General features: G+C 74.2%; 22 protein-coding genes and 2 pseudogenes. 10 read left to right on the top strand and 14 right to left on the bottom strand.

Features of this window, described 5'->3' with window-relative positions; genetic code table 11:
- Positions 1–40: 40 nt before the first annotated feature.
- Genes OG286_RS33415 through OG286_RS33395 form a run of 5 tightly spaced genes read right to left on the bottom strand, consistent with a single transcriptional unit; the run spans position 41 to position 7,943 of the window.
- Complete coding sequence (locus OG286_RS33415) at positions 41–952, bottom strand: PHP domain-containing protein (RefSeq protein WP_396321044.1); 912 nt, start codon at positions 950–952, stop codon at positions 41–43.
- Entirely contained in the window at positions 949–1,959 is a 1,011-nt protein-coding gene (locus OG286_RS33410) for a radical SAM protein (RefSeq protein WP_396321043.1), read from the bottom strand. Before OG286_RS33410 ends, OG286_RS33415 begins: the two co-directional genes overlap by 4 nt.
- A gap of 1 nt (position 1,960) precedes the next feature.
- A complete protein-coding gene (locus tag OG286_RS33405) occupies positions 1,961–3,616 on the bottom strand; it encodes an ATP-binding cassette domain-containing protein (protein ID WP_405358958.1) in 1,656 nt (551 codons plus the stop codon).
- Positions 3,610–5,373, bottom strand: coding sequence for an ABC transporter ATP-binding protein (locus OG286_RS33400; protein ID WP_405358960.1), 1,764 nt, complete (start codon positions 5,371–5,373; stop codon positions 3,610–3,612). The genes OG286_RS33405 and OG286_RS33400 overlap by 7 nt, the downstream gene beginning before the upstream one ends.
- 5 nt (positions 5,374–5,378) lie before the next feature.
- The gene (locus tag OG286_RS33395) at positions 5,379–7,943 is read right to left on the bottom strand and encodes a lantibiotic dehydratase (RefSeq protein WP_396321040.1); all 2,565 of its coding nucleotides are present in this window, start codon (positions 7,941–7,943) and stop codon (positions 5,379–5,381) included.
- A gap of 344 nt (positions 7,944–8,287) precedes the next feature.
- On the opposite strand from OG286_RS33395, the pseudogene OG286_RS33390 reads away from it, so the two are divergent.
- From OG286_RS33390 to OG286_RS33380, 3 genes and pseudogenes are all read left to right on the top strand, one after another.
- Positions 8,288–8,518: pseudogene (locus tag OG286_RS33390) on the top strand (hypothetical protein); the annotation flags it as partial.
- 240 nt (positions 8,519–8,758) lie between these two features.
- Positions 8,759–9,703, top strand: a complete 945-nt coding sequence (locus tag OG286_RS33385; RefSeq protein ID WP_396321039.1) for an ROK family protein — start codon at positions 8,759–8,761, stop codon at positions 9,701–9,703.
- A gap of 23 nt (positions 9,704–9,726) precedes the next feature.
- Positions 9,727–10,131, top strand: a complete 405-nt coding sequence (locus tag OG286_RS33380) for a hypothetical protein (protein ID WP_405358962.1) — start codon at positions 9,727–9,729, stop codon at positions 10,129–10,131.
- A gap of 354 nt (positions 10,132–10,485) precedes the next feature.
- Here the strand turns inward: OG286_RS33380 and OG286_RS33375 are convergent, their stop codons facing one another.
- The 4 genes and pseudogenes from OG286_RS33375 to OG286_RS33360 all read right to left on the bottom strand — a co-directional run bounded on the left by OG286_RS33375 (position 10,486) and on the right by OG286_RS33360 (position 12,649).
- Positions 10,486–11,022 (bottom strand): acyl-CoA thioesterase, encoded by a 537-nt coding sequence (locus OG286_RS33375; RefSeq protein ID WP_396321036.1) that lies wholly within the window; start codon positions 11,020–11,022, stop codon positions 10,486–10,488.
- Positions 11,019–11,348: a hypothetical protein gene (locus OG286_RS33370; protein ID WP_396321035.1), complete on the bottom strand. Its 330-nt coding sequence runs from the start codon at positions 11,346–11,348 to the stop codon at positions 11,019–11,021. The genes OG286_RS33375 and OG286_RS33370 overlap by 4 nt, the downstream gene beginning before the upstream one ends.
- Positions 11,349–11,602: 254 nt before the next feature.
- Positions 11,603–12,178, bottom strand: a pseudogene (locus OG286_RS33365) (DUF6528 family protein); the annotation flags it as partial.
- A 123-nt stretch (positions 12,179–12,301) separates the two neighbouring features.
- Positions 12,302–12,649: an ArsR/SmtB family transcription factor gene (locus OG286_RS33360; RefSeq protein WP_405358964.1), complete on the bottom strand. Its 348-nt coding sequence runs from the start codon at positions 12,647–12,649 to the stop codon at positions 12,302–12,304.
- Positions 12,650–12,756: 107 nt separating this feature from the next.
- Between OG286_RS33360 and OG286_RS33355 the strand changes: the two genes are divergently transcribed.
- Positions 12,757–13,743, top strand: a complete 987-nt coding sequence (locus tag OG286_RS33355) for a zinc-binding alcohol dehydrogenase family protein (RefSeq protein WP_396321033.1) — start codon at positions 12,757–12,759, stop codon at positions 13,741–13,743.
- Between the two features lie 117 nt (positions 13,744–13,860).
- Here the strand turns inward: OG286_RS33355 and OG286_RS33350 are convergent, their stop codons facing one another.
- Positions 13,861–14,259 carry a cupin gene (locus OG286_RS33350; RefSeq protein ID WP_396321032.1) on the bottom strand — a complete coding sequence of 133 codons (399 nt, stop codon included), beginning with the start codon at positions 14,257–14,259 and terminating at the stop codon, positions 13,861–13,863.
- Positions 14,256–15,704 (bottom strand): MFS transporter, encoded by a 1,449-nt coding sequence (locus OG286_RS33345; protein ID WP_405358966.1) that lies wholly within the window; start codon positions 15,702–15,704, stop codon positions 14,256–14,258. Before OG286_RS33345 ends, OG286_RS33350 begins: the two co-directional genes overlap by 4 nt.
- Positions 15,705–15,811: 107 nt before the next feature.
- Between OG286_RS33345 and OG286_RS33340 the strand changes: the two genes are divergently transcribed.
- Positions 15,812–16,480 (top strand): TetR/AcrR family transcriptional regulator, encoded by a 669-nt coding sequence (locus OG286_RS33340; protein ID WP_405365978.1) that lies wholly within the window; start codon positions 15,812–15,814, stop codon positions 16,478–16,480.
- Between the two features lie 89 nt (positions 16,481–16,569).
- On the opposite strand, the gene OG286_RS33335 is transcribed toward OG286_RS33340, so the two are convergent.
- Complete coding sequence (locus OG286_RS33335) at positions 16,570–17,982, bottom strand: NAD(P)/FAD-dependent oxidoreductase (protein ID WP_396321029.1); 1,413 nt, start codon at positions 17,980–17,982, stop codon at positions 16,570–16,572.
- A gap of 386 nt (positions 17,983–18,368) precedes the next feature.
- A complete protein-coding gene (locus OG286_RS33330) occupies positions 18,369–18,860 on the bottom strand; it encodes a cysteine/serine endopeptidase inhibitor (RefSeq protein ID WP_396321028.1) in 492 nt (163 codons plus the stop codon).
- Positions 18,861–19,152: 292 nt separating this feature from the next.
- Here OG286_RS33330 and OG286_RS33325 point away from each other — a divergent pair, with 292 nt between their 5' ends.
- Complete coding sequence (locus OG286_RS33325) at positions 19,153–19,341, top strand: hypothetical protein (protein WP_396321027.1); 189 nt, start codon at positions 19,153–19,155, stop codon at positions 19,339–19,341.
- Positions 19,342–19,426: 85 nt separating this feature from the next.
- Here OG286_RS33325 and OG286_RS33320 read toward each other — a convergent pair whose 3' ends face one another.
- Positions 19,427–20,239: an SMP-30/gluconolactonase/LRE family protein gene (locus OG286_RS33320; RefSeq protein WP_405365977.1), complete on the bottom strand. Its 813-nt coding sequence runs from the start codon at positions 20,237–20,239 to the stop codon at positions 19,427–19,429.
- A 1,001-nt stretch (positions 20,240–21,240) separates the two neighbouring features.
- Here OG286_RS33320 and OG286_RS33315 point away from each other — a divergent pair.
- From OG286_RS33315 to OG286_RS33300, 4 genes are all read left to right on the top strand, one after another.
- On the top strand, positions 21,241–21,894 hold the full coding sequence (locus tag OG286_RS33315; RefSeq protein ID WP_405358975.1) for a 4'-phosphopantetheinyl transferase: 654 nt from the start codon (positions 21,241–21,243) through the stop codon (positions 21,892–21,894).
- On the top strand, positions 21,891–22,274 hold the full coding sequence (locus OG286_RS33310; RefSeq protein ID WP_405365976.1) for a barstar family protein: 384 nt from the start codon (positions 21,891–21,893) through the stop codon (positions 22,272–22,274). The genes OG286_RS33315 and OG286_RS33310 overlap by 4 nt, the downstream gene beginning before the upstream one ends.
- Before the next feature lie 277 nt (positions 22,275–22,551).
- Positions 22,552–22,863 (top strand): WXG100 family type VII secretion target, encoded by a 312-nt coding sequence (locus OG286_RS33305; RefSeq protein ID WP_396321022.1) that lies wholly within the window; start codon positions 22,552–22,554, stop codon positions 22,861–22,863.
- A gap of 3 nt (positions 22,864–22,866) precedes the next feature.
- Positions 22,867–24,447, top strand: coding sequence for a peptidoglycan-binding protein (locus OG286_RS33300; RefSeq protein ID WP_396321020.1), 1,581 nt, complete (start codon positions 22,867–22,869; stop codon positions 24,445–24,447).
- Positions 24,448–24,468: the final 21 nt, after the last annotated feature.

The raw sequence follows: 24,468 nt of genomic DNA, 5'->3' as shown, positions 1-24,468 counted from the left end.
TCTGGGCGGCCGGGCCGCCCATAGGGCGGGACGGGCCGGTTCAGGCGCTGGCCCGGTGGAGGCGGTCCAGCAGGGCGAGCGGGTCGGGTGCGGCCTCCGGGACGAGTCCGGGCGCGGGCGACCAGGGCTTGAGCCGGCCGCCGTGGAAGTCGGAGCCCTGGGTGGGCACCAGGCCCAGGGCCTCGCAGGCCGCCACCACGCGCCGGGTGTCCGCCGGGTCGTGCCAGGTGGTCCAGGCCTCCAGGCCGGTCACGCCGAGTCCGGGCAGCTCGGCGAGCGCCTGCTGCGGGTCGTCGGTGATCCGTCCGGGGTGGGCGAGCACGGCGGCGCCGCCGGCCTCCCGGATCCAGCCGACCACCTCGGCCAGTGGCGGTCGCCGGGGCGCGGGGACGTGCAGCGGCTTCCCGGCCTTGCACCAGTCGGTGATGAACTCGCGGTGGTGGCCTCCCTGTTCGTAGCTCGCGAAGCGAGGGTCGGGGTCGGCCGCGGCGAGGAAGAGGTCGAGGTAGTCGCCGAGGAAGGCGACTCGGTCCGCGCCGAACCGCTCAGCCGCCACCGACCAGTCGATGTCCACGCCGAGAGCGCCGGCCTGCTCGAACCAGGTGCGCCACCAGGCGACTTCGGCCCCGCGCACCCCGGCGAGGCGGGCCTGGAAGGCCTGGTCTGCCGGGTTGACGAAGTAGCCGAGGCAGTGGATCTCCTGGCCTTCCCAGTGGGCCGTGATCTCGGCGCCCGGGACGACGGTCAGCCCGGCGGGCTCCGCGACGGCGCGGAACTCCTCGTAGCCGGCCATGCTGTCGTGGTCGGTGATCGCGACCGCCTTCAGCCCGGCCGCGACACAGGCGCGCGCGAGGGCGGCCGGGGTGTCGTCGCCGTCCGACACCGTGCTGTGCAGGTGCAGGTCCACGGTGGTGCGGGCGGTGGCGGTGGGCCGGTCGGTGACGATGCTCACTGCGGGCCGACCCCCTCCGGCACCTCAAGGGTGTTGAAGCAGACGCAGCGGCGGCAGGTCGGGTCGTTGGCGACGTCCAGTTCGGAGCGCCAGCGCACGGCCTGCGGGGAGTTGATCACCGCGTCCAGACTGCCGGTCTCGTGCAGGTTGCCGTAGGCCTCCTGGAAGAAGCACGGCCGCACGGTGCCGTCCACCTCGATGACGGCGGAGGCCCAGGGCAGGTTGCAGGTGACGGCCGGGTACTCGGCGCGGCGGTGGAAGCCCTCGTAGTACTGGAGGATGTAGGTGCGGACGTAGTCCGGGGTCTCCTTGACGATCCCGCCGTCGAACTCGTCGGCACACTCGGTGAACATCCGCTCCAACTCGGCTTCGAGCTCCGAGAGTTCGTCAGCCGGGACGACCAGGTCGCCCTGCCGGTCGGCGTCCCAGCCGCCGGCCCGGTTGAAGGCCTCGCTGGTGACGTCGGCGGGGATGAAGCTGAGCCGGTTGACGCCGAGTTCCCGCGCGGCGCGCACCGTCTCGGCCAGGTGCCGGTAGTTGTGGCGGTGCACGGTGCAGCGGGCGGCGACGCGGATGTCGGGCCGCAGCTCGCGCAGGGCGTCCAGGCCGGCCTTCAGGTGGTCGAAGGCGCGAGGCACCCGGCGGACGCTGTCGTGCACCTCGGGCGGACCGTCGAGGCTGACCAGCACCACCTCGTAGTCCTCGACGACCTGCTTGGCATGCTTCTTGAGCAGCAGGCCGGTGGAGAGCAGCACCAGCGGGATGCCGCGCTCGCGCAGCGGCCTGGCGACCGCCGACAGGTCGCGGTGCATCAACGGCTCACCGCCGGTCAGGATCACCTCCTTGACGCCGAGCCGCTCCCAGTCCTCGGCCCAGCGTTCGATGTCCTCGGCGGACAGCTCCCGGCGGGACTTGTCCTGCCAGATGTCGCAGGAGATACAGCGGTGGTTGCAGCCCGCGTGCGGCCAGATGAAGAGTTCGGCGATCTGCGAGATGGCGTGTGGCATGTCAGGTTCCTCGGAGCTCAGGGATGTGTACGGTCAGTTGGGAATCGTCGAGATGCAGGATGTGGCTGGCCCGGGCGCGCAGGTCCGCGCGGTCCGAGACGACCACGACGGTGCGGTGCCGGGCGACCTCGATCAGTTCGGCCGCGAGCCGGCGTGCCACGCCGGCGTCCAGCGCGCTGAACGGGTCGTCGAGCAGCAGTACGTCGGCTCTGGAGAGCAGGGCCCGGGAGAGCGCGACGCGCTGGCGCTGCCCGCCGGAGAGCGCCGCCCCGCCGGTGCCGAGCCGGGCGTCCCAGCCGTCGGGCAGCGCGGGGACGAACTCGGCGACGCCGGCCTGCCCGGCCGCGGCGCGGATCTCCTCCCCCTCGGCGCCGAGCCGTCCGAGGCCGATGTTCTCGGCCAGGCTCATGGAGAACAGTGCGTCGTGCTCGGCGACCAGGACCACTCGACGCGCGAGGTCTTCCCGGCGCCACTCGGTGGCGTCCACGCCGCCGATCCGCACCGAGCCGGCGGCCGGGGCCTCGACTCCGGCCAGCATCTGCAGCAGGGTCGACTTTCCGGAGCCGGTGGGCCCGGTGACCACCGCCAGCGAGCGCGGCGGGAGGGTCACCGCGATCCGCGGGGGCAGCTGCCGTCCCTCGGCGGGGACCGCGTCCACCGCCTCCAGCTGCGGCACGTCCGCGTCCGGCCGGAACGACCCGCCGTCCGCGGGCCGCAGGCCCGTGAACAGCTGGTGGATCCGCGCGATGGCGGCGAGTCCGTTGGCGAGGGCCGGGTAGGCCGCCCCGGCCGAGAAGGTCGGGCCGCCCAGCAGCAGCAGAAGGCTGTGGTAGCCGACCATGTCGCCGACGGTGAGGCGGCCGTCCCTGGCCAGCAGCAAGGCGTGGGCGAAGCCGATCCCCTGCACCACGCCGAGCAGCAGGAAGAGCGGGGTGCGTCGCTCCTCGCGGCCCTGGCCGACGACGGCGTCGCGGTGGGCGGAGGCGGAGGCCCGCAGCCGGCCCCAGACGGCGTCCGGACCGCCCGCGTCGCGGACCGCCTCGATGTTCTGCAGCGCCTCGGTGACCCGCTCGGTCATGTCGGCCGACTGGGCCCGGGTGGTCCGCGCGGCACGGCTGATGCCGCGCAGCATCCGGACCGACACCCACGCGAAGCCGATCGCGTAGAGCGCCGGCGCCAGCACGAGTTGCGGCGACCAGATCACGGCGGAGCCCAGCACCACGACCACGAAGGCGCAGGCCGCCACGCCGACGTCGACCCCCGGCGTGATCATGTACCGGACCGCGCGGACGTCGCTGATCAGCGTCGACAGCCGGACACTCCGGTCGCCGGGGCGGGCGTCGGTGAGCACGCCGGTGACGAGCTCGGACCGCAGGTCCCGCTCGAGCGCGGTGCCCAGCCGGATGCTCGCCAGCTGACGCAGGTAGAGCACCAGGGCGCGGATCAGCTGACTGGCCAGCAGCGTCCCGCCGAGGGCGAGCAGCGGCCCGGCACCGACACCGCGCTTGAGCGCCTCGTCGAGCGCCATGCCGGTCGCCCAGGAGGCCACCACCGCGAGGAACGCGGTCACGACGCCGCCCGCCATGACCAGCAGCAGCGGCAGCCGGGAGGCCCGCAGTCGCGCGGCGAGCCAGCGGACCTGTTCGGTGGTCAGCACGGGCCACCGCCGACCGGTGCGGTGCGGGTGTCGGCGGAGGCGTACGCGAAGTCCTCGTACAGCGCCGCGTACTCCCCGGCGGCGGCGAGCAGTTCGGCGTGCGTGCCGCTCTCGGTGATCCGTCCCTCGCGCAGGACGGCGATCCGGTCGACGCTTCGGACGGTGTTCAGGCGGTGCGCGATCATGACGCAGGTGACTCCGGCAAGCAGGGTTCGCAACGCGGTCTGGAGGTGCTCGTCGGTGGCCGCGTCCACGTTGGCGGTCGGCTCGTCGAGCAGGACGAGGAACGGCTTCTTGGCCAATGCCCTTATCAGGCAGACGATCTGGCGCTCGCCGTGGGAGAGCTGCGCGCCGCGCGGTCCGACCGGGGTGTCGAGCCCCCGCGGAAGGGCGGCGAGCCAGTCGGCCAGTCCTGCTTCGGCGACCAGCCGGGTCAGCTCCTCGTCGGTCGCATCGGGGGCGGCCAGCCGGAGGTTGTCCGCGAGCGTGCCGTCGAACAGCTGCGGCTGCTGCGGCACGTAGGCCACCCCGCGGCGCAGTTCGGCCTCCGGGATCGAGGCGAGCGGACGGCCGTCCAGGTGGACGGTGCCTCCGGTAGCGGACTGCATCCGGGCCAGCACCTTCAACAGGCTCGACTTGCCGGAGCCCGAGGGCCCGACCAGCCCGAGGTGGCAGCCGGCCGGCACCTCCAGCGAGAGGCCGCGCAGCGCCTGGTTGCCGGAGGAGTAGGTCAGGCTGAGGTCGGTCACCCGGATCTCGCCCTTGGCCGGCGCTGGGGGCTCGGCGGCCGCGGTGTCCTGGACCCGCGCGTCGATCAGTTCGAAGACCCGCTCGGCGGCGGCGAGCGCCGTCTGCGCCTGGCCGTCCAGGGCGCCGGTCGAGCCCAGCAGCCAGGCGACCCGGTCGGTGGCCAGGACGAACAGGTACCAGGCGGAGACGGTGAGCACCGCGTCCTCGACCATCAGGCCGCCGGCGAACACCAGCATCGCCATGATCGCCCCGCTGATCACCGAGAGCAGCGGCTGGAGCAGCGCAGCGAAACCGTCGGACCGCCGGTTGGCCTCGAACAGACGGGAGTTGAGCCCGGCCGCGGCCGAGATCAGCGGCTCCTCGCAGCCGAAGGCCCGGACGGTGGCCAGCGCCGAGGTGCTCTCCGCGATGGCCGCGGTCAGCTCCCCCGTCGCCGCCGCCGCGCGGCCGGCCCGTCCGCGGGTGACCCGGCCGAACCTGCGGGTGGTCCAGGCGATCAGCACACCGCCGAACAGGGTCGCCAGCGTGAGGCGCCATTCCAGGAAGAACATCAGCGGCACCAGCAGCACCACGACCAGCAGTTGCTGCAGCAGCTCCAGCAGGTTGAACGTCGCCTCGCCGAAGGACTCCAGGTCGTTGGTGATCCGGCTGGTGATCTCCGCCCGGTCGTTGCGGTCGTAGTACTCCAGGTCCTGGCCGAGCGCCGAGCGCAGCGCGTCGAGCCGCAGCTCCAGGACGGCGTCGGCCACCAGGCACTTGGTCAGGTAGGCCCGCCACCGGTTGAGCGCCCAGACCGCCACACCGCCGGCGATCACCCCGGCGGCGAGCAGGTTCCCGCCGGTGGTCGAGCGCAGGCCGTAGCCGGGGCCCTGCGCGATCAGCACCGGCGCGGACGCGCTCACCAGGGCCATCGCCAGGGCGACCAGGGCCAGCCGGGTGAGCCGACCCCGGTCCCGCCCGACGTAGGCCCACACCCTGCTGCCCGGGCCTCGGGTCGTTGCGTCCACGGCGGTCACCGCCCTTCCGGTCGGGAGAACACGGCGTACCGGAACTCCGCGGTGTGGCCCCGGCCGTCGAGCTCCAGCCAGAGCTGATCGGGGCCGGGCAGCATCTCGCTGAGCTCGACCTCGGTGACGGCGGATCCGACCGCGCGGCACAGCTGACGGACCAGCAGCGGCGCGTCCAGATCGAGGTAGAGCGGCTTCGGCTCGCCCGGCACCTTGGCGAACAGGTGCCGGGGCAGGCCCAGCCGGTGCCGGAGCCCCTGGACGGCGTGGAAGTCCACCGCGTCGCTGTCACCGGCGCCCGGGAACGGCCGGGCGCCGCGGAGTGCAGTGGCCGGGACCCGCCAGCTCTCGCGCCGCAGCACGATCCGGCCGCAGTTGATCCTGGGCACGTGGTCCCGGTGGCGGGCGCGCAGGCTGACCCCGCCGTAGTGGCGCGGGAATCCGAGCGGTGCGAGCGGGTCCTGCCGGATGCTCTGCCCACCGGCGGGCACCGAGAGCGGGCGCAGCCGCTGCTCCAGCCCGTCGGCCCGCAGCTCGATCCGCCCCTCGCGAACCAGCAGGTACAGCTGCTGGGGCTGGAGCACCTGCCCGCGGGGTTTGCCGGAGCGGCCCGTGATCTCCACATCGGGGATGGGAAGCAGCAGTTGGGCACCGGTCTTGTTCGGGTGGGAGCGGACCAGGTCGCAGAGCACCTCGTCCGGTCCGAGCATCCGCTGGTAGGCCTCGTGCACCAACGGGCCGAGGTCCGGCGCCCGTTCGGCCAGCAGCGGCGCGTAGCTGGCGTGCGACAGCAGCTCGCGCACCGCATGGCACTCGCCGAGCACGGCCGTCAGCCGGCCGGCCGCGAGGTCGGCCGCACTCGCGGCGGCGAGCAGCACGTCCGGGTTGCACACCACGGCCGGGTCGCCGGGCCGGGCCGCGGCCAGCGCGGTCAGGATGTGTGGGGTCACCTCGATCGCCCGGGCCCCGGGACGGGCGTCCGCCAGCAGCGCGGCGGTGATGTCGTCGTCCAGCGCGAGGAGGTCGCGATCCACCGCATCGCACGAGGCGAGCAGGGCGTCCCGGTCCTCGAAGTACCCGGCGTAGAACTCGCCGAGCGGCACCGGGCGTTCGGCCCCGAAGCGGTCGGTGGCCCAGCGGGCGAGGATCTCCCGCTCGCGGCGCATCCGGAGCCGGGGGCCGGCCAGGATCAGGTCGTAGACCGGAGCGAACTCCTCGGCGAGCAGCCGCTGGATCTCGTCGCCGATGGTCAGGTCGGCCACGCGGCTGTGGCCCTCCTCGTAGAAGACCGCGCGGTCCGCGTAGTGCCGTCCCGAGCGGCGGTTGGCGGCGAGGCCGGTGACGGCGGTGAACTCCTCCTTGACGGCCGCCAGCGCGGCGGGGCGCTCGGCCGGCCCGGCCGCAGAGAACTCGGCGAGCCGCTGCTCCAGCGAGGCGACCAGCCGGTGTGCCTCGTCGACAGCAGGCGAGTGGCCCGGATCGGGCAGCGCCTCGCGCAGCGCGCGGAGCGGATCGGCGGCACCGATCGGGATCTCGAACCGGTCCACCAGCCAGTCCCGCCGGGCGAGGTCGGCAAGACACTCGTCGAACCCGCCGTCGCTTCCGCTTTCGGTCCCGGCTTCGGGTACGCCTTCGGATACGCCGTCGGATGTGTCTGCGGACGGGCCGAAGGGCCACTCGCGGCGAAGCTCGGCGAGCTGGCGGACCCCGTCGCAGCGCTCCAGCAGCCACTGCTGCCGCTCGGTCAGCCGTTCGTCGGCGGTCCGTTCGAAGCGCCAGTCGGCGAGGAAGCCGGTGGCCGTCGTGGGGGCGTAGAGGGCGAGCCGTCCGGCCTCGGCGAAGGCCAGCGGACGGCGGCGGGGGCGGACCAGGCCGCGCAGGTCGGGATGGCGGCCGAGCACCTCGGCGAGCGCCTCGGCCGCCCAGTGCGCGGCGTGGACCCTGCGCTCCGGCGCGCCGGTGTCGGTCCAGCTCACCCAGGCCGCGCCGGGCACCACCCGGCCGGTGGCGATCGGCCCGAAGTGGGCGGTGGTCTCGTTCTTGGTGGTCACCCGCTGGAGGTAGCGCACCAGCAGGTCGGCCATCCGGCGGTCGGCCTTGCCGAAGCGCGCGCCGTCGCGGTGCTCGTCCAACCAGGCGGCGAACCGGGGGAAGTGGGCGTCGTTGGAGAGCAGCAGCACCTCGCGGAGCGCCGCGTCGGCGCGGAACTCCGCGGCCACGTACCGCCATCCGGCCTCCAGCCGGTCCCGGTGCGCGGTCTCGTACCGCTCCCACCGGTCGACCAGCTCGGCCCGCGCCCGCTCGTACTCCTGGGCGTGCGGCACACTCTCGGGCAGCGCGGCAAGCATCCCGATCCGGGAACCGACCCCCGCCGGTGCGGCCGTTCCGCGCAGCTTCTCCAGCAGTGCCGAGCCTGCCTCGGCGGCCCTTTCGGCGGCCTCGCGCAATGCCGCGGCCTCCAGCCCTGCGTCCCGTTCGGAGAGTGCTTCCAGCAGCTCAACGGGAAAGCCCGCGTGCCGCAGCGCCACCACCGGCAACAGAGACCAGCCATTTCCCGGATTCACGCCCATGCGCCCTTTTCTTTATGTCAATCCCGGTTGGTTCGACGACGGAAGAGGATGGCGAGAAGAGAGAGCGGAGATGTCCGAATTTCGCCGGAATCGACGCCCCCGCGCAGGCAGGCCTGCAGATGCACCAATTGCATCAACTGCACGAGAAATCCCCCTGGTTACACCCGACCCGTCCGTCACGACGTTACCTGAAAGAAACTCTACTAACAAAGGCCTATCCGAAAAGACCCGGCTTCACCGCTTGGGCAGCATCTCACCGGATTGCGTCCCGTCCGCACACTTGATGGCGATTCTGCAGGATCATGCCAATCGCGTTCAATTCCATTGACAAGTCATGTCATATGATGGCGGTGGCACTTCCGTCCGGCCCTCGCCAGAATGGCCGGACGACCCTCACCACCGCCGAGGCGGAGCAGATCCTCAGCGACAACCTCGCCCCCTGGGCGCACGCCCTCGGCCTCACCGTCACCGAGACCGGAGCGCAGCGCACCGTGCTGCGCCTGCCCTGGTCCGACCAACTCACCCGCGAGGGCGGCGGGTTGTCCGGGCAGGCACGAATGGCCGCCGCCGACACCGACCTGACCGGGGCCGGCTCACCGCCTCGTTCCCGCCGGCCGGGGCGGTGCCCTGCGACCTGCTGGAGCGGCCGTGGGACGGCACCCGCGGCGAGGTCACGGTGGTGCTGGAACTGCGGCCGTTCGAGCTGGTCACACTGCGGCTGACGCCCGCGTCCGCCTGACGTACGCTGCTCGACTGCCCCCGCCCGCCCGGGCGGGGGCGCTCACCCCCCGCTTCTCGTTCTGGAGCCTCCCGCGATGACCGTCTCCCCGCCCGCTCGCCCGCTGTTCGCCGCCGTCGACATCGGCGGGACGAAGATCGCCGGAGCGCTCGTCGACCGGCACGGGGAGCTCTCCCACCGGGTCCAGCTGCCCACCCCCGCCCGGGAGTCCGGCGCGGCCGTGCTGGCCGTCGTGCACCGGGTGCTGGACCACCTCGCCGCAGCCCCCGGGTGGTCCGCGGTGACCGCCGTCGGCATCGGCAGCGCCGGGCCGGTGGACCTCCAGGACGGCACCGTGAGCCCGGTCAACATCCCCGGCTGGCGGGCGTTCCCGCTGGTCGCCGAGGTCGCCGCCCATCCGGCCGTGGCCGGGGCCGGGGTGCCGGTGGCGCTGGCCGGGGACGGTGTCGCCATGGCCGCCGCCGAGCACTGGCGCGGCGCGGCCCGGGACGCCGACAACGCGCTCTGCCTGGTCGTCTCCACCGGCGTCGGCGCCGGGCTGGTCCTGGACGGCGCCGTCCGCCCCGGCCCCAGCGGCAACGCCGGCCACCTCGGCCACATCACCGTCGACCTCGACGGCGACCCGTGCCCCTGCGGCTCCCGCGGCTGCCTGGAGGGCCTCGCCAGCGGCACGGCCATCGCGCGGCGGGCCCTCGCCCAGGGCTGGCGGCCGTCCGGCGAGGACCGCTCGGCGCGCGCCATCGCCGCCGACGCGCTGGCCGGCGACCAGGTCGCGCTGGCCTCCTTCGACCGGGCCGCCCAGGCCCTGGCCGCCGGGATCGCCGCCACCGCCGCCCTGGTCGACCTCGACCGGGTGGTGATCGGCGGCGGGGTCGCCGAGTCCGGCCCCGCCCTGTTCGACCCGCTCGCCCGCCACCTCGACCGGTACGCCGCCCTGCCCTACATCCGCGGCCTCGACGTGCGCCGGGCCGAACTCGGCACCGACGCGGGCCTGATCGGCGCGGCGGCCCTCTGCCGATAGGGCCTGTCACGAGAGAGCGGCCCATGCCCACACGCGCCCGCCCCCCGTTCGCGCCGCTCGCCAACCCGGGCCTCACCGCCAAGCACCTCGACGTGGACGGCCTGCTGGCGGTGACCTCCTTCCGCGCCGGCGAACCCCGCGTCCTCACCCCCGAACCGGGCACCGACCCGGTCGAGGAGGTGTTCCCCTCCCCCGCCGCCGAGTTGCGCCTCTCCCGGCTCCACTCCACCGGCACCCCCACCCGGGTCGACCTGCCCGCAGCCCCGCAGATCCTCCTCTGCACCGCCGGCCACGCCCGCCTGCACGCGCGCGACGGCCCCCGACTGGACCTTTACCCGGGCCGGTCCGCCTACCTGCACCCCACCGGCGAGCCCGTCCACCTCACCGGCGCCGGCGCGGACCTGTTCCGTGCCACCACCGGCCACTGAGGTTCACCGCCCGGCGGGCTCACCGGATGCGGAGCTGGGCGGGCGCCAACGGATCGGGCAGGCCGTCGGGCTCTCCCCCGAAATCGACGCGGGTGCGGGGGTGGCCGAAGAGGGGCGAAGGCGGCCGGACGGCGGGGCTGCGCCCGGCCGGCGACCGCCGGCGACGCCCGCTCGGCTGAGCGGTGCCGGCCCGGCGGTGCGGTCCCGGGCGCAGGGCCCCGGCGTGGGCGCGCCCCGGCCGGCGGCTCCGTTGCCGCTGTCCGTGCCGTGGGTGCTGCCCGTGCCGCGGCTGCTGTCCGCGTGGTTGTTGCTTCCCCTGCTGCCGGCAGTTTCGTCGGTGCCGGCAGGACGCCGTCAGCGCGCCGAGGCGCGGCAGCGTCTGCGCGGCCGGTGTGCCGTGACCGTGGCGCGCGAGGCCTTCACCGGCACCCGCTGGGGCGGCGCCGTAGGCAGCGGATCGGCAGCGGCCCCGCCCGGCACGAACGCCTCGAGAAACCGCCGCTCGGACTGGCTGAGTTCGCGGGAACGACCGGAATCCCGGTCCCGCGCGACCACCACGGTGCGCGCCCGCATATACGTCAGCGGATCGCGGCAGACATTCACCTCGACATGCGCGGAACTGCGGCCCAGCCGTGCCACGGTCAGCCGGACGAGCAATGGTTCCGACGCGTGGTGGAGCTGCTCCAGGTAATCGATCTCATGGCGCGCGATCAGGAATCCGGACGGGAAAAGGGATTCCCGGACGGCGACCGCGTGGTGGCGGAAGAGGTCGTAGATCCCCTCCTGGACGTAGGAGACCAGCCGGGCGTTGTTGATGTGCCCGTTCTCGTCGACGTCGCTCCACCGGGTGGGACAGGTCAGGACGTGCGCGTTTGGGTGCGGCGCGCTCACTGCTTCTTCAGCCCGGCGTCGCCCTGGCCGCCGGCCCCGGCGGGCAGCAGCGCCCGCTGCAACCTGGCGTAGTAGACGGCATGTTCCGAAGCCATCCGGGCGGCGGTCCACCCCTCCTCCGCGGCCTCGGCGGCGGCCTGGACGACCAGGCTGTCGAGCACCCCGTCCACGGCGCGGCAGAGCTCGGCCACCGCGGCCAGGCGGTCGGGGACGTCCACGTCGACGCCGCCGGCCCCGCCCCGGGCCGGGGACGCCGCGAGGGAGTCCACGGCGAGCCGCAGCTCGTCGACGGCGTCCGACCGGATTTCCGAAAGGCAATTGCGCACGGTTATCTCCCGAAAATATACTGCATTGTCTGATGCGTTCGAATACACCGGAGCGGTTCAGGCGCGGATCGCGCAACCCCCCGGTGGAACGGACGCTATCCCAGCCCGGCCACGCCGTCACAGGATTACGGATGCCCACGGGAAACTGCCCACCATTGGAGTAGTTTGCGGGGGCATAAAATCTGCCGCATCATCCGAATGCCCTCCCGGCCCGTCACCCAGCGTCACCGCGGCACCGGCCGGGCCCCCGTGGGTCAGCCGGTCCAACTGGCCCACCAACGCGCCGTGTACAGGTGCGTGCCGGACAGCACGCGGACGCCGTCCGGGCGGTGGAAGGTGACCACCGAGGTGCACCAGGAACGGGGCCCGGCACGGTCGGGGGCCGCGGTCAGCAGCCGCCCGGTGCCCGGCTCGCCGCCGACGCTCTTGACGTCCCGTCCGGCGGCCTCGGAGCCGAGCGGCACCCGGGTGAAGCGGCCGCCCGCCGGCTCGTACTGCCACACGTTCGAGGCGGTGCTCACCCAGAACCGGCCGGGCGCGGCGAGCACCGGAGCGAGGTCGTGCCCGCCCGGCTCCGGCAGCGCGGCACTGCGGACGGCGACGAGCTCGGGCGCCGCCGGCGTGCCGCCGACCCGCAGGGCGGCGAGCGTGTCGTCCCCCACCGCCCAGAGCAGCCCGTTGCGCCGGTCCCACTGCACGCCGTGCGCGCCGGGCAGCCGGTACTCGGCGTGGACGGTGCTGCGCGGCCCCCGCGAGGCCGCGTACGGCCGGACCCAGCCACCGGCACTCGCCGCGAGGGCGACGTTCCCGTCCGGGAGCAGCTCCGCGCTGTGCGGGTTGGCGCGGCCGGTGTCGGCCGCCCAGGAGGTACGGCCGGTCGCCGTGTCGACGGATCCGGCTCGACGCGGGGACGCCCGGGCGGGGAGGCCGGGGCCGGACTTGCCGCAATCGCCCTAGCCGGCACCGGCCTCGGTGCGGGCGTGGGCGGCGAGGACGGTGTCGAGGAGGCCGGGGAAGCGCTGCTCCAGGTCGGCGGCGCGCAGGGCGGTCAGGCGGCGGTTGGCCTCCTCGCGCTGGCGGACCACGCCGGACTCGCGCAGCACCTTGAAGTGGTGACTGAGGGTCGAGGGTGCGACGTCGACCGGGAAGGTGCCGCAGGCGCGTTCGGTTTCGGAGCGCAGGATGCGCACGATGGTCATCCGGGTGGGGTCGGCGAGCGCGTGCAGCACGTCGAACAGGTCGATCTCCCCGGTCTCGGGGTGCGCGAGCGGCGCCTTGCGCCGGGTGCTGCTGCGGGGCACGGACGGCCCTCCCTGTCAGTCATGTTCGACAATCATCGAAATTGCGTGCTACCAATGTCGCACAGCAATTTCGTCATTCGTCGAACATCGTAGCTGAGGGGCCCGACATGCGCGCACTGGTGATGACCGCACCCGGTGGAGCCGAGAACTCGCAGATCCAGGAGGTCGGGGCGCCGCACCCCGGCCCCGGCCAGGTGGCGGTCGACGTCGCCTACGCCGGGCTGAACTTCGTCGACGTGATGACCCGTCGCGGCGACGCCGCCTACGACTCCGGCTGGCCGTACCTGCCGGGCAAGGAGGTCGCCGGCACGGTCCGGGCGGTGGGCGGAGGGGTCACCGGGCTGGAGGTGGGCGACCGGGTGGTCGCCGCGCCGCCCGGCGGCGGCCTCGCCGAGGTGGTCGTCACCGAGGCCGCCCTCACCGTGCCGGTACCGGACGGGCTCGCACTGCGCGAGGCCGCGGCCGCCCCGCTCGGCCTGGCCACCGCCATGCTGCTGCTGACCGACGCGGGCCGCTTCACCGCCGGGGACACCGTCCTCGTGCACTCGGCGGGCGGCGGGATCGGCAGCGCGATCGCCCAGCTCGTGCCGCTGCTCGGCGGCGGCCTGCTGATCGGCACCGTGGGGCGCCCCGAGAAGGCCGCGGCCGCCGAGGCGTCCGGCTACCACCACGCGTACGCCCGTGACGAGCGGCTCCGCGAGGCCGTCCGGGAGGCCACCGGCGGGCGGGGCGTCGACCTCGTCCTCGACCCGCTGGGCACCGAGGCCCTGGAGCTGGACCTCGACCTGGCCGCGGTGGGCGGCCGGATCGTCCTGTTCGGCAACGCGGGCGGCGGCGACATCGGCGCGCTGCCCCCGGTCGGCCGGCTGCTCGCCGGCAACCTCACCGTCACCGGTTTCAGCCACCGCGGCCTGGCCGCCACCGCCCCCGAGCGACTGGGCCGGGCCATCGCCCGGGTCGTCGGCCTGCTCGCCGACGGCCGGCTCGCCCTGCCCGTCACCGAGCTGGCCGGCCTCGCCGACGTCCCCGCCGCCCACGACGCCATGGCCGCCGGCCGGGCGACCGGCAAGTACGTGGTGCGCGTGGGCGGTTGAGCGGCGCCGACCGCCACGGAGGACGGGAACGGCGCGGGCGCCGTCCTCGGCTCCCGGAGGACGGACCGCGGCGGCGGCCCGGCAGCGCCTGCGCCTGCGCCTTCGCCCGTAGTCCGGTCAGCGAGGGCCGGTGCGCCTCTCGAGGCGGGTGCCGTGGCGGAGGGTGATCGACATCAGGTCGCTGGGGGCGTCCAGCTCGAGGCGGTGCCAGCGGCCTCGGGGGACGATCGCGGCGGTGCCCGCCCGCAACCGCACCACGGACTCGTCGCCGCCGGGAGCGGTGGGACGGAGATGCAGGCGGACGCCGCCGGTCAGACAGCACACCGCCTCCTCGGCCTCCGGGTGCATCTCCCAGTGGTCGGCGTGGACGTCGGCGTCGGTCTCCGCGTGGAACGTCGCGATCTGCCAGGCGCCGGGGGCGCCGCTCACCATCCGCCGCTCGGCGGCCCGGACGTCGCCGTCGGGGTGGATGTGCAGCGCCGAGGCGAACAGGTCGACGGGGGTCGTCGTAGTCATGATCGCGTTCCTTCCAGTCGGTTCTCCGCCCGGACGGCGGGTCGCGGGTCAGGTGCTCCGGCCCGGAGGCCGGGGAGCACGCCGATCGCCACGGCCGCCGCGAGGACGAACAGGGCGGCGGTGACGGCCAGGCCCAGGGCGTAGCCGTCGTTGAGCGCGGCGGGTCCGGCGGCCGTGCCCGTGCGGTGGGCGGCGACCGTGGCCAGGGCGGCCAGGCCGACGCAGCCGCCGAGTTGGCGGGAGCTGTTGAGGACACCGGAGGCCGTGCCGGCCTCGTGGGGGGCGATGCCGGTGGTCGCGGCGGCGGCGACCGGGGCCAGGACGAGCCCGGTGCCGACGCTGGTGACGAGGGACGGGCCGAGGACGTCGGTGAGGAAGCCGCCGTCGGGGCTGATGAAGGCGAACCAGGCCAGGCCCGCGGCCGCCAGCAGGGCGCCGGGCACCAGGGAGGCGCGCGGGGAGCGGGCCGCGGTGACACGGGTCGCGACGACGGTGCCCGCCACCAGGCCCGCCGAGAAGGGCAGGAACGCGGCGCCGGTCGCCGCAGCGCCCAGGCCCAGGACCTGCTGCAGGTAGAGGGAGACGAGGTAGAAGGCGGTGAACTGCCCGGCCGCGGCCAGGAACACCAGCAGGTTGGCCCCGGCGACCCAGCGGCTGCGCAGCAGGCCGAGACGCAGCAGGGGCGCGGGCGTCCTGGATTCGACGAGGACGAAGGCGGCCAGGAGAACGGCGGCGGCGGCGAGGGTCGCCACCGTGGCCGGGGAGGCCCACCCCCGGGCGTCGGTACGGACGACACCGAACACCAGCAGCCCGACTCCGCCGGTCGCCAGAACGGCGCCGGGCACGTCCAGCCGTTCGCGCCGGCCGGGCCGCGCTCCGGCGGGTACACCCGCCAGGACCAGGGCGAGACCGGGGGCGACGATGGGCAGGTTGACCAGCATCACCCAACGCCAGCCCGCGTACTCGGTGAGCAGTCCGCCCGCCAGCACGCCCAGCGCTCCCCCGGCGGCGTTGACCGCGCTCCACACCCCGAGCGCACGGACCCGCCGGGGGCCTTCGGGGAAGGTGGTGGTGAGCAGCGCGAGCGCGGCCGGCGCGGCCGCGGCGGCGCCCAGCCCCTGGCCGGCGCGGGCGGCGACCAGCTGCCAGGGCTCGCGGGCCAGGCCGCCCGCCAGGGAGCAGAGCCCGAAGACGGCCAGGCCGACCAGGATCAGCCGCCGCCGGCCGTAGAGGTCGCAGGCGCGGCCGCCCAGCAGCAGGAGCCCGCCGAAGGTGAGCGCGTAGACGTGCACGACCCAGGACAGGTCGAGCGCCGAGAAGCCCAGCGCGGTGCGGATCGCGGGCAGGGCGACATTGACCACCGACATGTCCAGGGCGAAGACGAACTGGGCGACGCAAGCCGCCGCCAGCACCGCTCCCGGGTGCCCTCGTAAGTTTTTATACATGTAAGGAAATTAGCGCGGGCGGCCGCCGTTGTCGACTCCTCGGGTCGTCGGCGCCCCGGGGCTGCCAGCGCCCCGGGGCTGTCGGCGCCTCGGGGATGATGGGGGGCATGCCGCACCCGCCCGCACCGCGCAGATCCCCCGGCCGCCCTCCCCGCATCTCCCGCGAGGAGGTCATCGGGACGGCCCGTCGGATCGTCACCGAGGAGGGCGTGCACCGGCTGACCATGCGTCGGCTGGCCACGGAGGTCGGCAGTACGCCGATGGCGCTCTACCACCACGTCCGCAACAAGGAGGAGCTGCTCGTCCTGCTCCTCGACGACTACGCCTCACGGACGCTGCGCCGGACCGAACTGCCCGCCCCGCCCCGCGAGCGGGTCGTCGCGGCCGCCACCACGATCCACGAGGCGCTCGCCACCTGCCCCTGGATCGTGGAGGTGCTGACCGCCGACGACCTGATGTCCGCGTCCGCGCTCTGGTTCGTCGAGCAGATCGTCGACGGCCTGGTCGCCTGCGGACTCTCCCCCGAGCAGGCCGTGCACGGATACCGTGCGATCTGGTACTACACCGCCGGAGAGATCGTGGTCCGGGCGACGGCGGCCCGGCGGCGCGCGGACGACGACCGTACGACCTACCGCGAGCGGGTCTTCGCCGAGCTCGACCCGGACGAGCTCCCCCGCCTGGCACAGGTCGCCGGCCGCTGGGCGCCGCTGACCGCGGAGGACACTTACGCGGACGGGCTCCGAGCCCTGATCGACGGCCTCACCGCCACCCGCTGACGGGCCGCCGCAGGACGCCCGCTCGCCCGACTGACGGGCCGCCGCAGGACGCCCGCTCGCCCGACTGACCGACCGCCGCAGGACGCCCGCTACCCGCGCCCAGAGACCGCGTCCGCCAGGCGGGCGAGCGGGGAGGTGGTGGGGCGGCCGGTGGACTCCTGGTGGTCGGCGGCGTGGTAGGCCGCGTAGAGGGCGTGGACGCCGAGCCAGCGCAGCGGTTCGGGCTCCCAGCGGCGGACGGTGTGGCCGACCCAGGGCAGGCGGGTGAGTCCGGTGTCGTGGCCGAGGACGAGGTCGCGCAGGGTGCGGCCGGCCAGGTTGGCGGTGGTGACGCCGCTGCCGACGTAGCCGCCGGCCCAGCCGAGGCCGGTGGCGCGGTCGAGCTCGACGGTGGCGCACCAGTCGCGGGGGACGCCGAGCACGCCGGCCCAGGCGTGGTCGATCCGGGCGTCGGCGGCGGCGGGGAAGAAGCTGTCGAGGATCGCACGGAGCTGGCGGACGGTGGCCGGCTGGGTGGTGCCGTCGGAGTCGGTGCGCGAGCCGAAGCGGTAGGGGACGCCGCGCCCGCCGAGGGCGATCCGGTCGTCGGCGGTGCGCTGCGCGTACATGTAGGCGTGGGCGAAGTCCCCGAGGACTTCGCGCCCCTCCCAGCCGGCCGCGGCCCAGAAGGAGGGCGGCAGCGGTTCGGTGGCGATCATCGCGGAGTTCATCGGCAGCCAGGTGCGCCGTTCGCCGCTCAGCCCGGCGGTGAAACCCTCGGTGGCACGCAGCACGTGGTCGGCGGTCACGGTGCCGTACGGGGTGACGGCCCGGGCGCGGCGGCCCGGTCCGGCGGGGTGGACGGCCGTGACCGGGGTCTCTTCGTGGATGCGCACGCCGAGCGCCCCGACCACCCGGGCGAGGCCGCGGGCCAGTTCGGCGGGCTGGATGCGCGCGCCGTACGGCGTCCAGGTGCCGCCGAGCGCACCGGCGACACGGATCCGGCCGGCGGTCTCGCGGCCGGTCAGCAGGTGGATGCGGTCCGGACCGTAGGCGGCCTCGGCAGCGGCGAAGGCCTGGAGCCGGGCGAGCTGGGCGGGGGTGCGGGCGACTTCCAGGACGCCGCCGCGGACGATGTCCGCCTCGATGCCCTCGGCGGCGGCGGTGTCGGCCACCTCGCCGACCGCGGCGTCCATCGCGCGCTGCATCGCGGCGGCCGGCCCGGGCCCGTACCGGCGGGCGAAGGCGGACCGCCCGGCGAAGCCGTTGTAGAGCCAGCCTCCGTTGCGCCCGGAAGCGCCGTACCCGCAGAAGCGCTGTTCGAGCAGAGTGATCCGCAGCCCAGGCTCGGCCTTCTTCAGGTAGTACGCCGCCCAGAGCCCGGTGTACCCGCCGCCGACGATGCACACGTCGGCGTCCGCGTCGCCCGACAGTGCCGGCCGGGGTTCGGGCAGGCCGCTGCGCGCGTACCAGAAGGAGACGCCGCCGTTGACGGCCGGGGTGTCGTCGCCGTTGCGGGCCACGGGAACCTGCTTTCGCTCGGTGATCTGCGGGGACGCTACGCCGCGCCCTCCCGTGCGGACCACCACCACGCTGCCAGGATCCGGCCGCCGCGCCCTGCACCCTGTCAGGCTTCCCGGGCGGGCTCGCCGTCTCGCGCCTCGGCACGCCGATGCGGACGCCGGACGGCGGTCCGCCTGGCACCGACCCCCGGGCCTCCGGGTCCCCGGGCTCCCCGTGCCGGGGCGGCGCCGGGCCCGGGCGGGCACCCGCTCACCGCGACCGCCGGGAGGGGCTGTGAGGGACGGCGCCCCGAGGGCGGCCGGGTCACCGTTGCCCGGCCGCCCTCGGGTGGCCGCTCTTGGGGCGGCGGCCCGGCAGCGGGCGCCGACCGCCCGGCCGGTCCCGCCTAGCCGATCGTCGAGCCCTCGACGGGTGCGGAGAGCGGGATGGTCTCGCCGGCGAATCCGGTCTTGACGAACTGCCAGGTGAGGCCGGTGATCACGCCCTTGTCGAGCGGCGCGAGCCGGGCGAAGGCGGGCTGGCTGAGGTCGATGTGGGTGGAGTCGCAGGACGGACACTGGTCCTTGACGGGCACGGTGACGGTCTTGCCCTGGTAGGTCACCTTGACCGAAATGCCCTTGCAGACAGGGTCGTTGTTCGGATTGGCGGTGGTCCACCAGGTGTGCGAGACGGCCACCAGCAGCTGGGTGGCGGCGTTGATCCGGGTGCCGCAGGCGCCGTAGCCGGCGTCGTTGTAGTAGGTGGCCTTGCCGTTCATCGGCTTGTTGATCGGGATCGCGGCACTGGCCGAACCTGCGGTCAGTGCGATCAGGGCGGCGGCGGCGAGCGGCGCGCCGGCCAGGATCCGGGCGCTCCTGATGTTCTTGACGATTCGCATGGTTCCCCTCCGGTTCTTGGTGCGGACGGCATACCGAGCACGGGCGGGGCCGCAGCCTCCCTCACACTCGCCGGGTCAGGCCAATTCAGCGGCGAAGCAGAGGAGTTCGAGCACGTCCGACCCTCCCGGGAAGGGACGCTATGCCGGGCCGGCTGACGAGGTCCAGACCTTTGATGTGTTGTCATGAACACAAGGCAAGATGCTTTACGAACGCGGCCGAAGGCGGGACGATACGTGACCGCAGCACGGGATGGCGCGTTGTCAGGGCACGTTCCGCACCCCAGGAGGCCCCGTGCACCCCACGCTTCGCACCGCTCTCAGCGCCGCGCTCCTCGGCGCCGCCGTGCCGGCCGGCGTCACCCCGGCCGCCGCGACCACCGCCGCACCCCGGGAGGCCAACCAGGGGTACAGCATCCCGGTCGGCGGGGTGACCGACCTCGGCAGCCTCGGACTGGACTTCGCCCGCCTGCTCGGCACATGAGGGGGCCGCACGCGGGCGCCACTCCTCCCCTACTCCGCCCGCCCCTACTCCCGCCGCCCCGCCGGAGCGGCGGCCGCTGACGGCATCAGACCTGGCCGAGCGCGAACAGGGCGCCGGAGAGCGGGTGTTCGGCGGTCCGGGCGGTGGTGATGTAGAGCGTGTGCAGGTCCGGGCCGCCGAACGCACAGCTGGTCACGCGCGGCGCCGGGAGCTCCACGGTGGCGAGCAGGTGTCCCTCCGGCGAGAGGCAGTGGACGGCGGCGCCGTCCCAGAACGCCACCCAGAGGTTCCCGGCCGCGTCGAGGGTCATGCCGTCGGGCAGGCCCGGCAGGTGGGAGACGTCCAGCGAGCGGATCCGGCGGCCGACCGGGCCGTGCTCGGGGTACTCGTAGAGGTCGATCCGGCGGGTCGGGGTGTCGATGTGCCAGAGCCGGTCCGGCTCCGGCCAGGCCAGGCCGTTGGGGACGGACAGCCCGTCCAGGACGGGCCGCGCGACGCCGTCGTCCTCCAACCGGTAGAGCGGGCCGGGCTGCCAGGGCTCGGCCCGCTGCATGGTGCCGGCGACCGGGCGGCCGTACGGGTCGCAGGCGCCGTCGTTCATCCGGCGCTCCGGCCGGTCGGCCTCGACCGGGGCGAGCAGCTCGGTACGCCCGGTGGCGGGGTCCAGCAGCTCGAAGCCGCGTTCGGTGGCCAGCACCGGACGGCCGTCCGGGCGGAACATCAACGCACCGGGGGTGACGGCGAGTTCGGTGACGGCGACACGACCGCTCGACGCGTCCAGGGTGAGGAAGCGGCGGTCGCGGATCCCGATCCAGTGGAGGCGGCCGTGGGAGGCGTCCCAGCGCGGGCCCTCGCCGAGGGCGAGTCGCGGGGTCTCGGCAACGGGTTCGGCACGCATCGGGCTTCTCCTCGGGGGATGTCAGCGGGATCTCAACGGGATCTCAAGGCAGCAGGGCCTCGGGCAGCAGGGCCGCGCTCGGCTCCGGGTCGGTCCAGAAGTGCCGGTGACGCTCCACCGGGACGAATCCCGGCACAACGGCGTTGCACCGCACCCTACGTGGTCCCGCTCGAACGGCGACGGCGCGGGTGAACGGCGGCCCCCGGCGCAATCGCGCACCTCGCCTCCCCGCACGCGTTCGGCACCGTGGCGGGGTTCGCCGCCTTCGCGGGCATGCCGCAGTTCCAGGCTCGGCACCGTCCCCCTCGCTCGGGCCCAGGGCGTGCCCGGCAGCGCCGCGGAGCGTCTCCGGGGTTTCTTGACCGGAGGGGGCACGGGCACCGTCGAACGGCCGCGACTGCCGGTCGACGTCGACACCGGGCGGGTCGCGGTGGCCGGGCTGCACATCGAAGTGCCGTACACCACCCTTTCTCGCTGCTCGACCTCTGCGGAAACGTCATCCACCGCCGGGAGTTGAGCAATCCGGGCCGCACCGGGCACGCCGTGCTCCGGCCGTTGCTGGAGCGGCTGCCCCGACTGCTCGCCACCGTGCCGGGCGGCCGCAGGGTGGTCGCGCTCGGCGGCCGTGACCGGTGGCACGGTGGATCCGGAGCTCGGCATGACGGCTCGTCATGAGCAATTGCAGTGGCGGGACATGCCGCTCGGCGAGCTCCTGGCCCGGGCCTCCGGGCTGCCGGTTCGGGTGGACAACCACGCCCGGGCGCTCACCCAGGCGGAGATCCTGTTCGGGCACCGGGCCGCACGCCGCTCGATGGTGCAGCTCTTCGTCGGCCATGTGGTGGACGCCCACCGCCACGCCCACCGCCACGCCCACCGCCACGCCACCGCGCACCCCGCCGAGCACCCGGCCGCTCTGCAGCCGCTCACCCGGCCGGCCCCCGTCCCCGGCGCCGGCCGGGTTAGGCTCGTCCCGTCCGCACGGCACACACTCAGGGGGACCTGTGATCGGCGAACTGCTGCCCGAGACCGTCGTGGTGGAGGTCGCGTACGACGACCCGCCGCAGGCCCGGCTCGAACCGGAGGAAGAGGCCGTCATCGCCCGCGCCGTCGACTCCCGGCGGCGCGAGTTCACCACAGTCCGCCACTGTGCCCGTCTCGCCCTGGGCCGCCTCGGCTTCCCCTACCGCGCCCTCGTCCCCGGCCTGCGCGGCGCCCCCGGCTGGCCCGACGGCGTGGTCGGCAGCCTCACCCACTGCGCCGGGTTCCGCGGCGCCGCCGTCGCCCGCGCGGGCGACGTCGTCTCCCTCGGCATCGACGCCGAGCCCGCCCTCTCCCTCCCCGAGGGCGTTTTCGAGGCCATCGCCCTCCCCGCCGAGCAGAAGCGCATCGCCGAGTTGCTCGCCGAGCACCCCGACACCCCGTGGGACCGGATCCTGTTCAGCGCCAAGGAGTCCGTCTACAAGACCTGGTTCCCGCTCACCCACCTCTTCCTCGACTTCAGCGAGGCCGACCTCACGCTCGGCACCGACGGCACCTTCCACGCCGAACTCCTCGTCTCCGGCCCGGTGGTCGACGGCCGGCGCCTCGACTCCTTCACCGGCCGGTGGACCGTACGCAACGGCCTCCTCGCCACCGCGATCACCGTCCTGCCGTGACCGTCACCTACGTCGTCGACGGCACCCGGATCACCACGCTGGAAGACTTCTGGGCCGAGGCCGGCCGCTCCATCGGCTGCGGCGGCTACTTCGGCCGCAACCTCGACGCCTTCGCCGACTGCCTCCGCGGCGGCTTCGGCACCCCCGACGACGGCGACTACGTGATCGAGTGGCGTGACCACGAGACCTCCCGCCACCACCTCTCCCACCCCGAGACGGCCCGCCAGCTGGAACTGACGCTCGCCCGCTGCCACCCCAGCAACCGCGACCGGGTGGCCGTCCGCCTCGCCGAGGCCCGGGCCGGCCGGGGCCCGACCGTCTTCGACCGGCTGGTGGAGATCATCGAGGACGAACTCCCCGGCGGGTTGCGGCTGCGCTGACCCGGCGGTGCGACGAACGGGGGCCGGCCGGTGCCGTGCCGCCCTCCGTCGGTACGGGCGCGTCCTCCGCCGGCTCCGCCCGTCGCCCGCCGTTACCGGTCTTCGGCCCGGCCCCGGCCTTTACCTCGGCAAGACCGGAGATGGCCGTTTCCGATCGATTTGTGCCTTCCTCGCGACAGTGTCGTAACAGGCGCGCTCGGGCGGCCGGACCACCTCCGAGCTGCGGCTATGCTGTGCGGCGGCCTTGACGGGCCGTGAGTGAAACGGGGGCAGGACAATGACCGACAGCACAGGAACGGGCTTCACCGCCCACCCGGAGAAGCTGGACTCGGCGGCGGGCAAGCTGACCACCGCGGGCAACGACGTGGGGACGATCCGCGACACCCTGGGCCGGCTGAGCATGTCCGGCGAGGACACCTTCGGGCCGTACGGCGCACCGGAGGCGGCGAAGGCCTTCTGGTCGGCCTGGCAGGACGAGCTGGGCGTCAACACCGACGCGCTGCACGACCTCGGCGACAAGGTCGGCAAGACCGCCGCCAACTACGCGGGCGTGGACGGCAAGATCTCCCAGCACCTCCAGGCGCGGTGACCGGTGCCCGACCACGACGCACATCCGCTGGGCATCGACCCGGGCAGCCACCGGGCCCAGGTCGAGCGCCTCAAGAAGACCATCGACGAGTCGCACGGCATGTGGGGCGCCGGCGACCTCAAGTACGCGGTGCACGACGCCCTGCAGCTCGACGCGCCGAAGGGGGACCCGGGGAAGCTGGGCGAACTGGCCGCCGCCTACCACAACGCGGGCAGTCAGCTCGACCAGGTCCAGCTGGAGGTCGCCCGGACCGCGTCCGAGCGGCTCCCGGAGGCCTGGACCGGCCAGGTCGGCGAGAAGGCCGTCGAGGTCGTCAAGGCCTCCGCCGACGACCTGCAGCGCTGCCGCGAGACCCTGGCCAAGGGGCACGACCAGCTCAAGGCGCTCGCCGGCTCCCTCGGCGAGGCGCAGTCGCTGCACGGCCAGGGCGACGCCCCGCTGCGGGAGGCGCTGGGGCTGCTGCACGACATCACCGTCGGCGGCGCACCCGACCCGGTGCACTGGGACGACGACAAGATGCACTCGGCCCACGCCAAGGCCAAGGACGGCATCAAGTCGATGTTCGACGCGGCCGTGAAGGCCGAGGACGCCGGCCGGGCCGCGGCCCGCGAACTGAACGGGCTGGCGGGCAAGGCGCTGGCCGGCAAGTTCAAGAACAAGGGGCTCGGCGCGGCCGACAAACTCGTCCTCGTCGACGCCTCCCTCCAAGGCAGCGACAGGGCCGGTGCGATCCTCACCGCCAACGACGTGACCCGGGCCGGCCAGTTCATGGACAAGATGAGCGACGCCGACCGGGCCCGCTTCGACGAGCTGCTGGCCGGCGCGAAGTCCCCGGAGGAGCGCGCCTACCTGATGAAGGCGCTGGCCGCCGGGCACAGTTACGACGAGGTCAAGGCCTTCGGGGCGCAGATCCACGAGCACGGCGACGACCCGAACTGGCTGGCCCAGCGGATCTCCCCGGTGCAGCTCACCTCCCTCTCGTCCGACACGAACGGCACCGGCTACGGGGGCGTCGCCTGGGGTCAGGGCCAGCACCCGACCTGCGTCGCCGCCTCGACCGTCACGGCCCGGGCGATGGTCGACCCGATGTTCGCCTTCCAGCTCACCACCGGCGGCCACCCCGGCGATCCGAAGTTCGACAACGGCCAGGCTGCGAAGGACCGTTGGGACAAGGAGACGAACCGGGTCTACGACGAGCGCAGTTGGTGGGGCAGCTGGCAGGACGGCATGTCCGACGGCGACTCCAAGGACGTCGCCAACGACGAGATCGGCAAGCACACCGGCGCGAGCTACCGCACCGTGGACCTGGAGGGCGCCGAGCAGCGCCGCGACGTGCTCGCCAAGGTCGAGGAGGCGGTGGACCAGGGCAAGCCGGTGCCGGTCGGCGTCAAGGAGGACACCTGGTTCCGTCCCGACGGCCACCAGATGATGATCATCGCGCACCGCGGCGACCAGCTGGAGATCTACAACCCCTGGGGTTACACCGTCTGGGTCAGCGAGAGCGACTTCGTCAACAACCGTATGGAGGGCGCCGCCGCCGGTGGCGGAATGCCCGTCGCCGACCACGTCCAGCTCCCCAAGTGAGGCCGCTGTGAGCACTCCGCA

This window comes from Kitasatospora sp. NBC_00039 (assembly GCF_045160625.1).
GTDB lineage: Bacteria > Actinomycetota > Actinomycetes > Streptomycetales > Streptomycetaceae > Kitasatospora.
Note: the sequence above shows the minus strand (reverse complement) of the source record. Positions and strands in the feature narration are given on the sequence as shown.

Bases quoted from the DNA above. Each gene is read 5' to 3' on its own strand.
- OG286_RS33380 (WP_405358962.1), top strand. From the start codon at position 9,727: ATGCCCACACGCGCCCGCCCCCCGTTCGCGCCGCTCGCCAACCCGGGC.
- OG286_RS33330 (WP_396321028.1), bottom strand. From the start codon at position 18,860: ATGCGAATCGTCAAGAACATCAGGAGCGCCCGGATCCTGGCCGGCGCG.
- OG286_RS33410 (WP_396321043.1), bottom strand. From the start codon at position 1,959: ATGCCACACGCCATCTCGCAGATCGCCGAACTCTTCATCTGGCCGCAC.
- OG286_RS33350 (WP_396321032.1), bottom strand. From the start codon at position 14,259: ATGACTACGACGACCCCCGTCGACCTGTTCGCCTCGGCGCTGCACATC.
- OG286_RS33385 (WP_396321039.1), top strand. From the start codon at position 8,759: ATGACCGTCTCCCCGCCCGCTCGCCCGCTGTTCGCCGCCGTCGACATC.
- OG286_RS33305 (WP_396321022.1), top strand. From the start codon at position 22,552: ATGACCGACAGCACAGGAACGGGCTTCACCGCCCACCCGGAGAAGCTG.
- OG286_RS33340 (WP_405365978.1), top strand. From the start codon at position 15,812: ATGCCGCACCCGCCCGCACCGCGCAGATCCCCCGGCCGCCCTCCCCGC.
- OG286_RS33355 (WP_396321033.1), top strand. From the start codon at position 12,757: ATGCGCGCACTGGTGATGACCGCACCCGGTGGAGCCGAGAACTCGCAG.
- OG286_RS33345 (WP_405358966.1), bottom strand. From the start codon at position 15,704: ATGTATAAAAACTTACGAGGGCACCCGGGAGCGGTGCTGGCGGCGGCT.
- OG286_RS33395 (WP_396321040.1), bottom strand. From the start codon at position 7,943: ATGGGCGTGAATCCGGGAAATGGCTGGTCTCTGTTGCCGGTGGTGGCG.
- OG286_RS33320 (WP_405365977.1), bottom strand. From the start codon at position 20,239: ATGCGTGCCGAACCCGTTGCCGAGACCCCGCGACTCGCCCTCGGCGAG.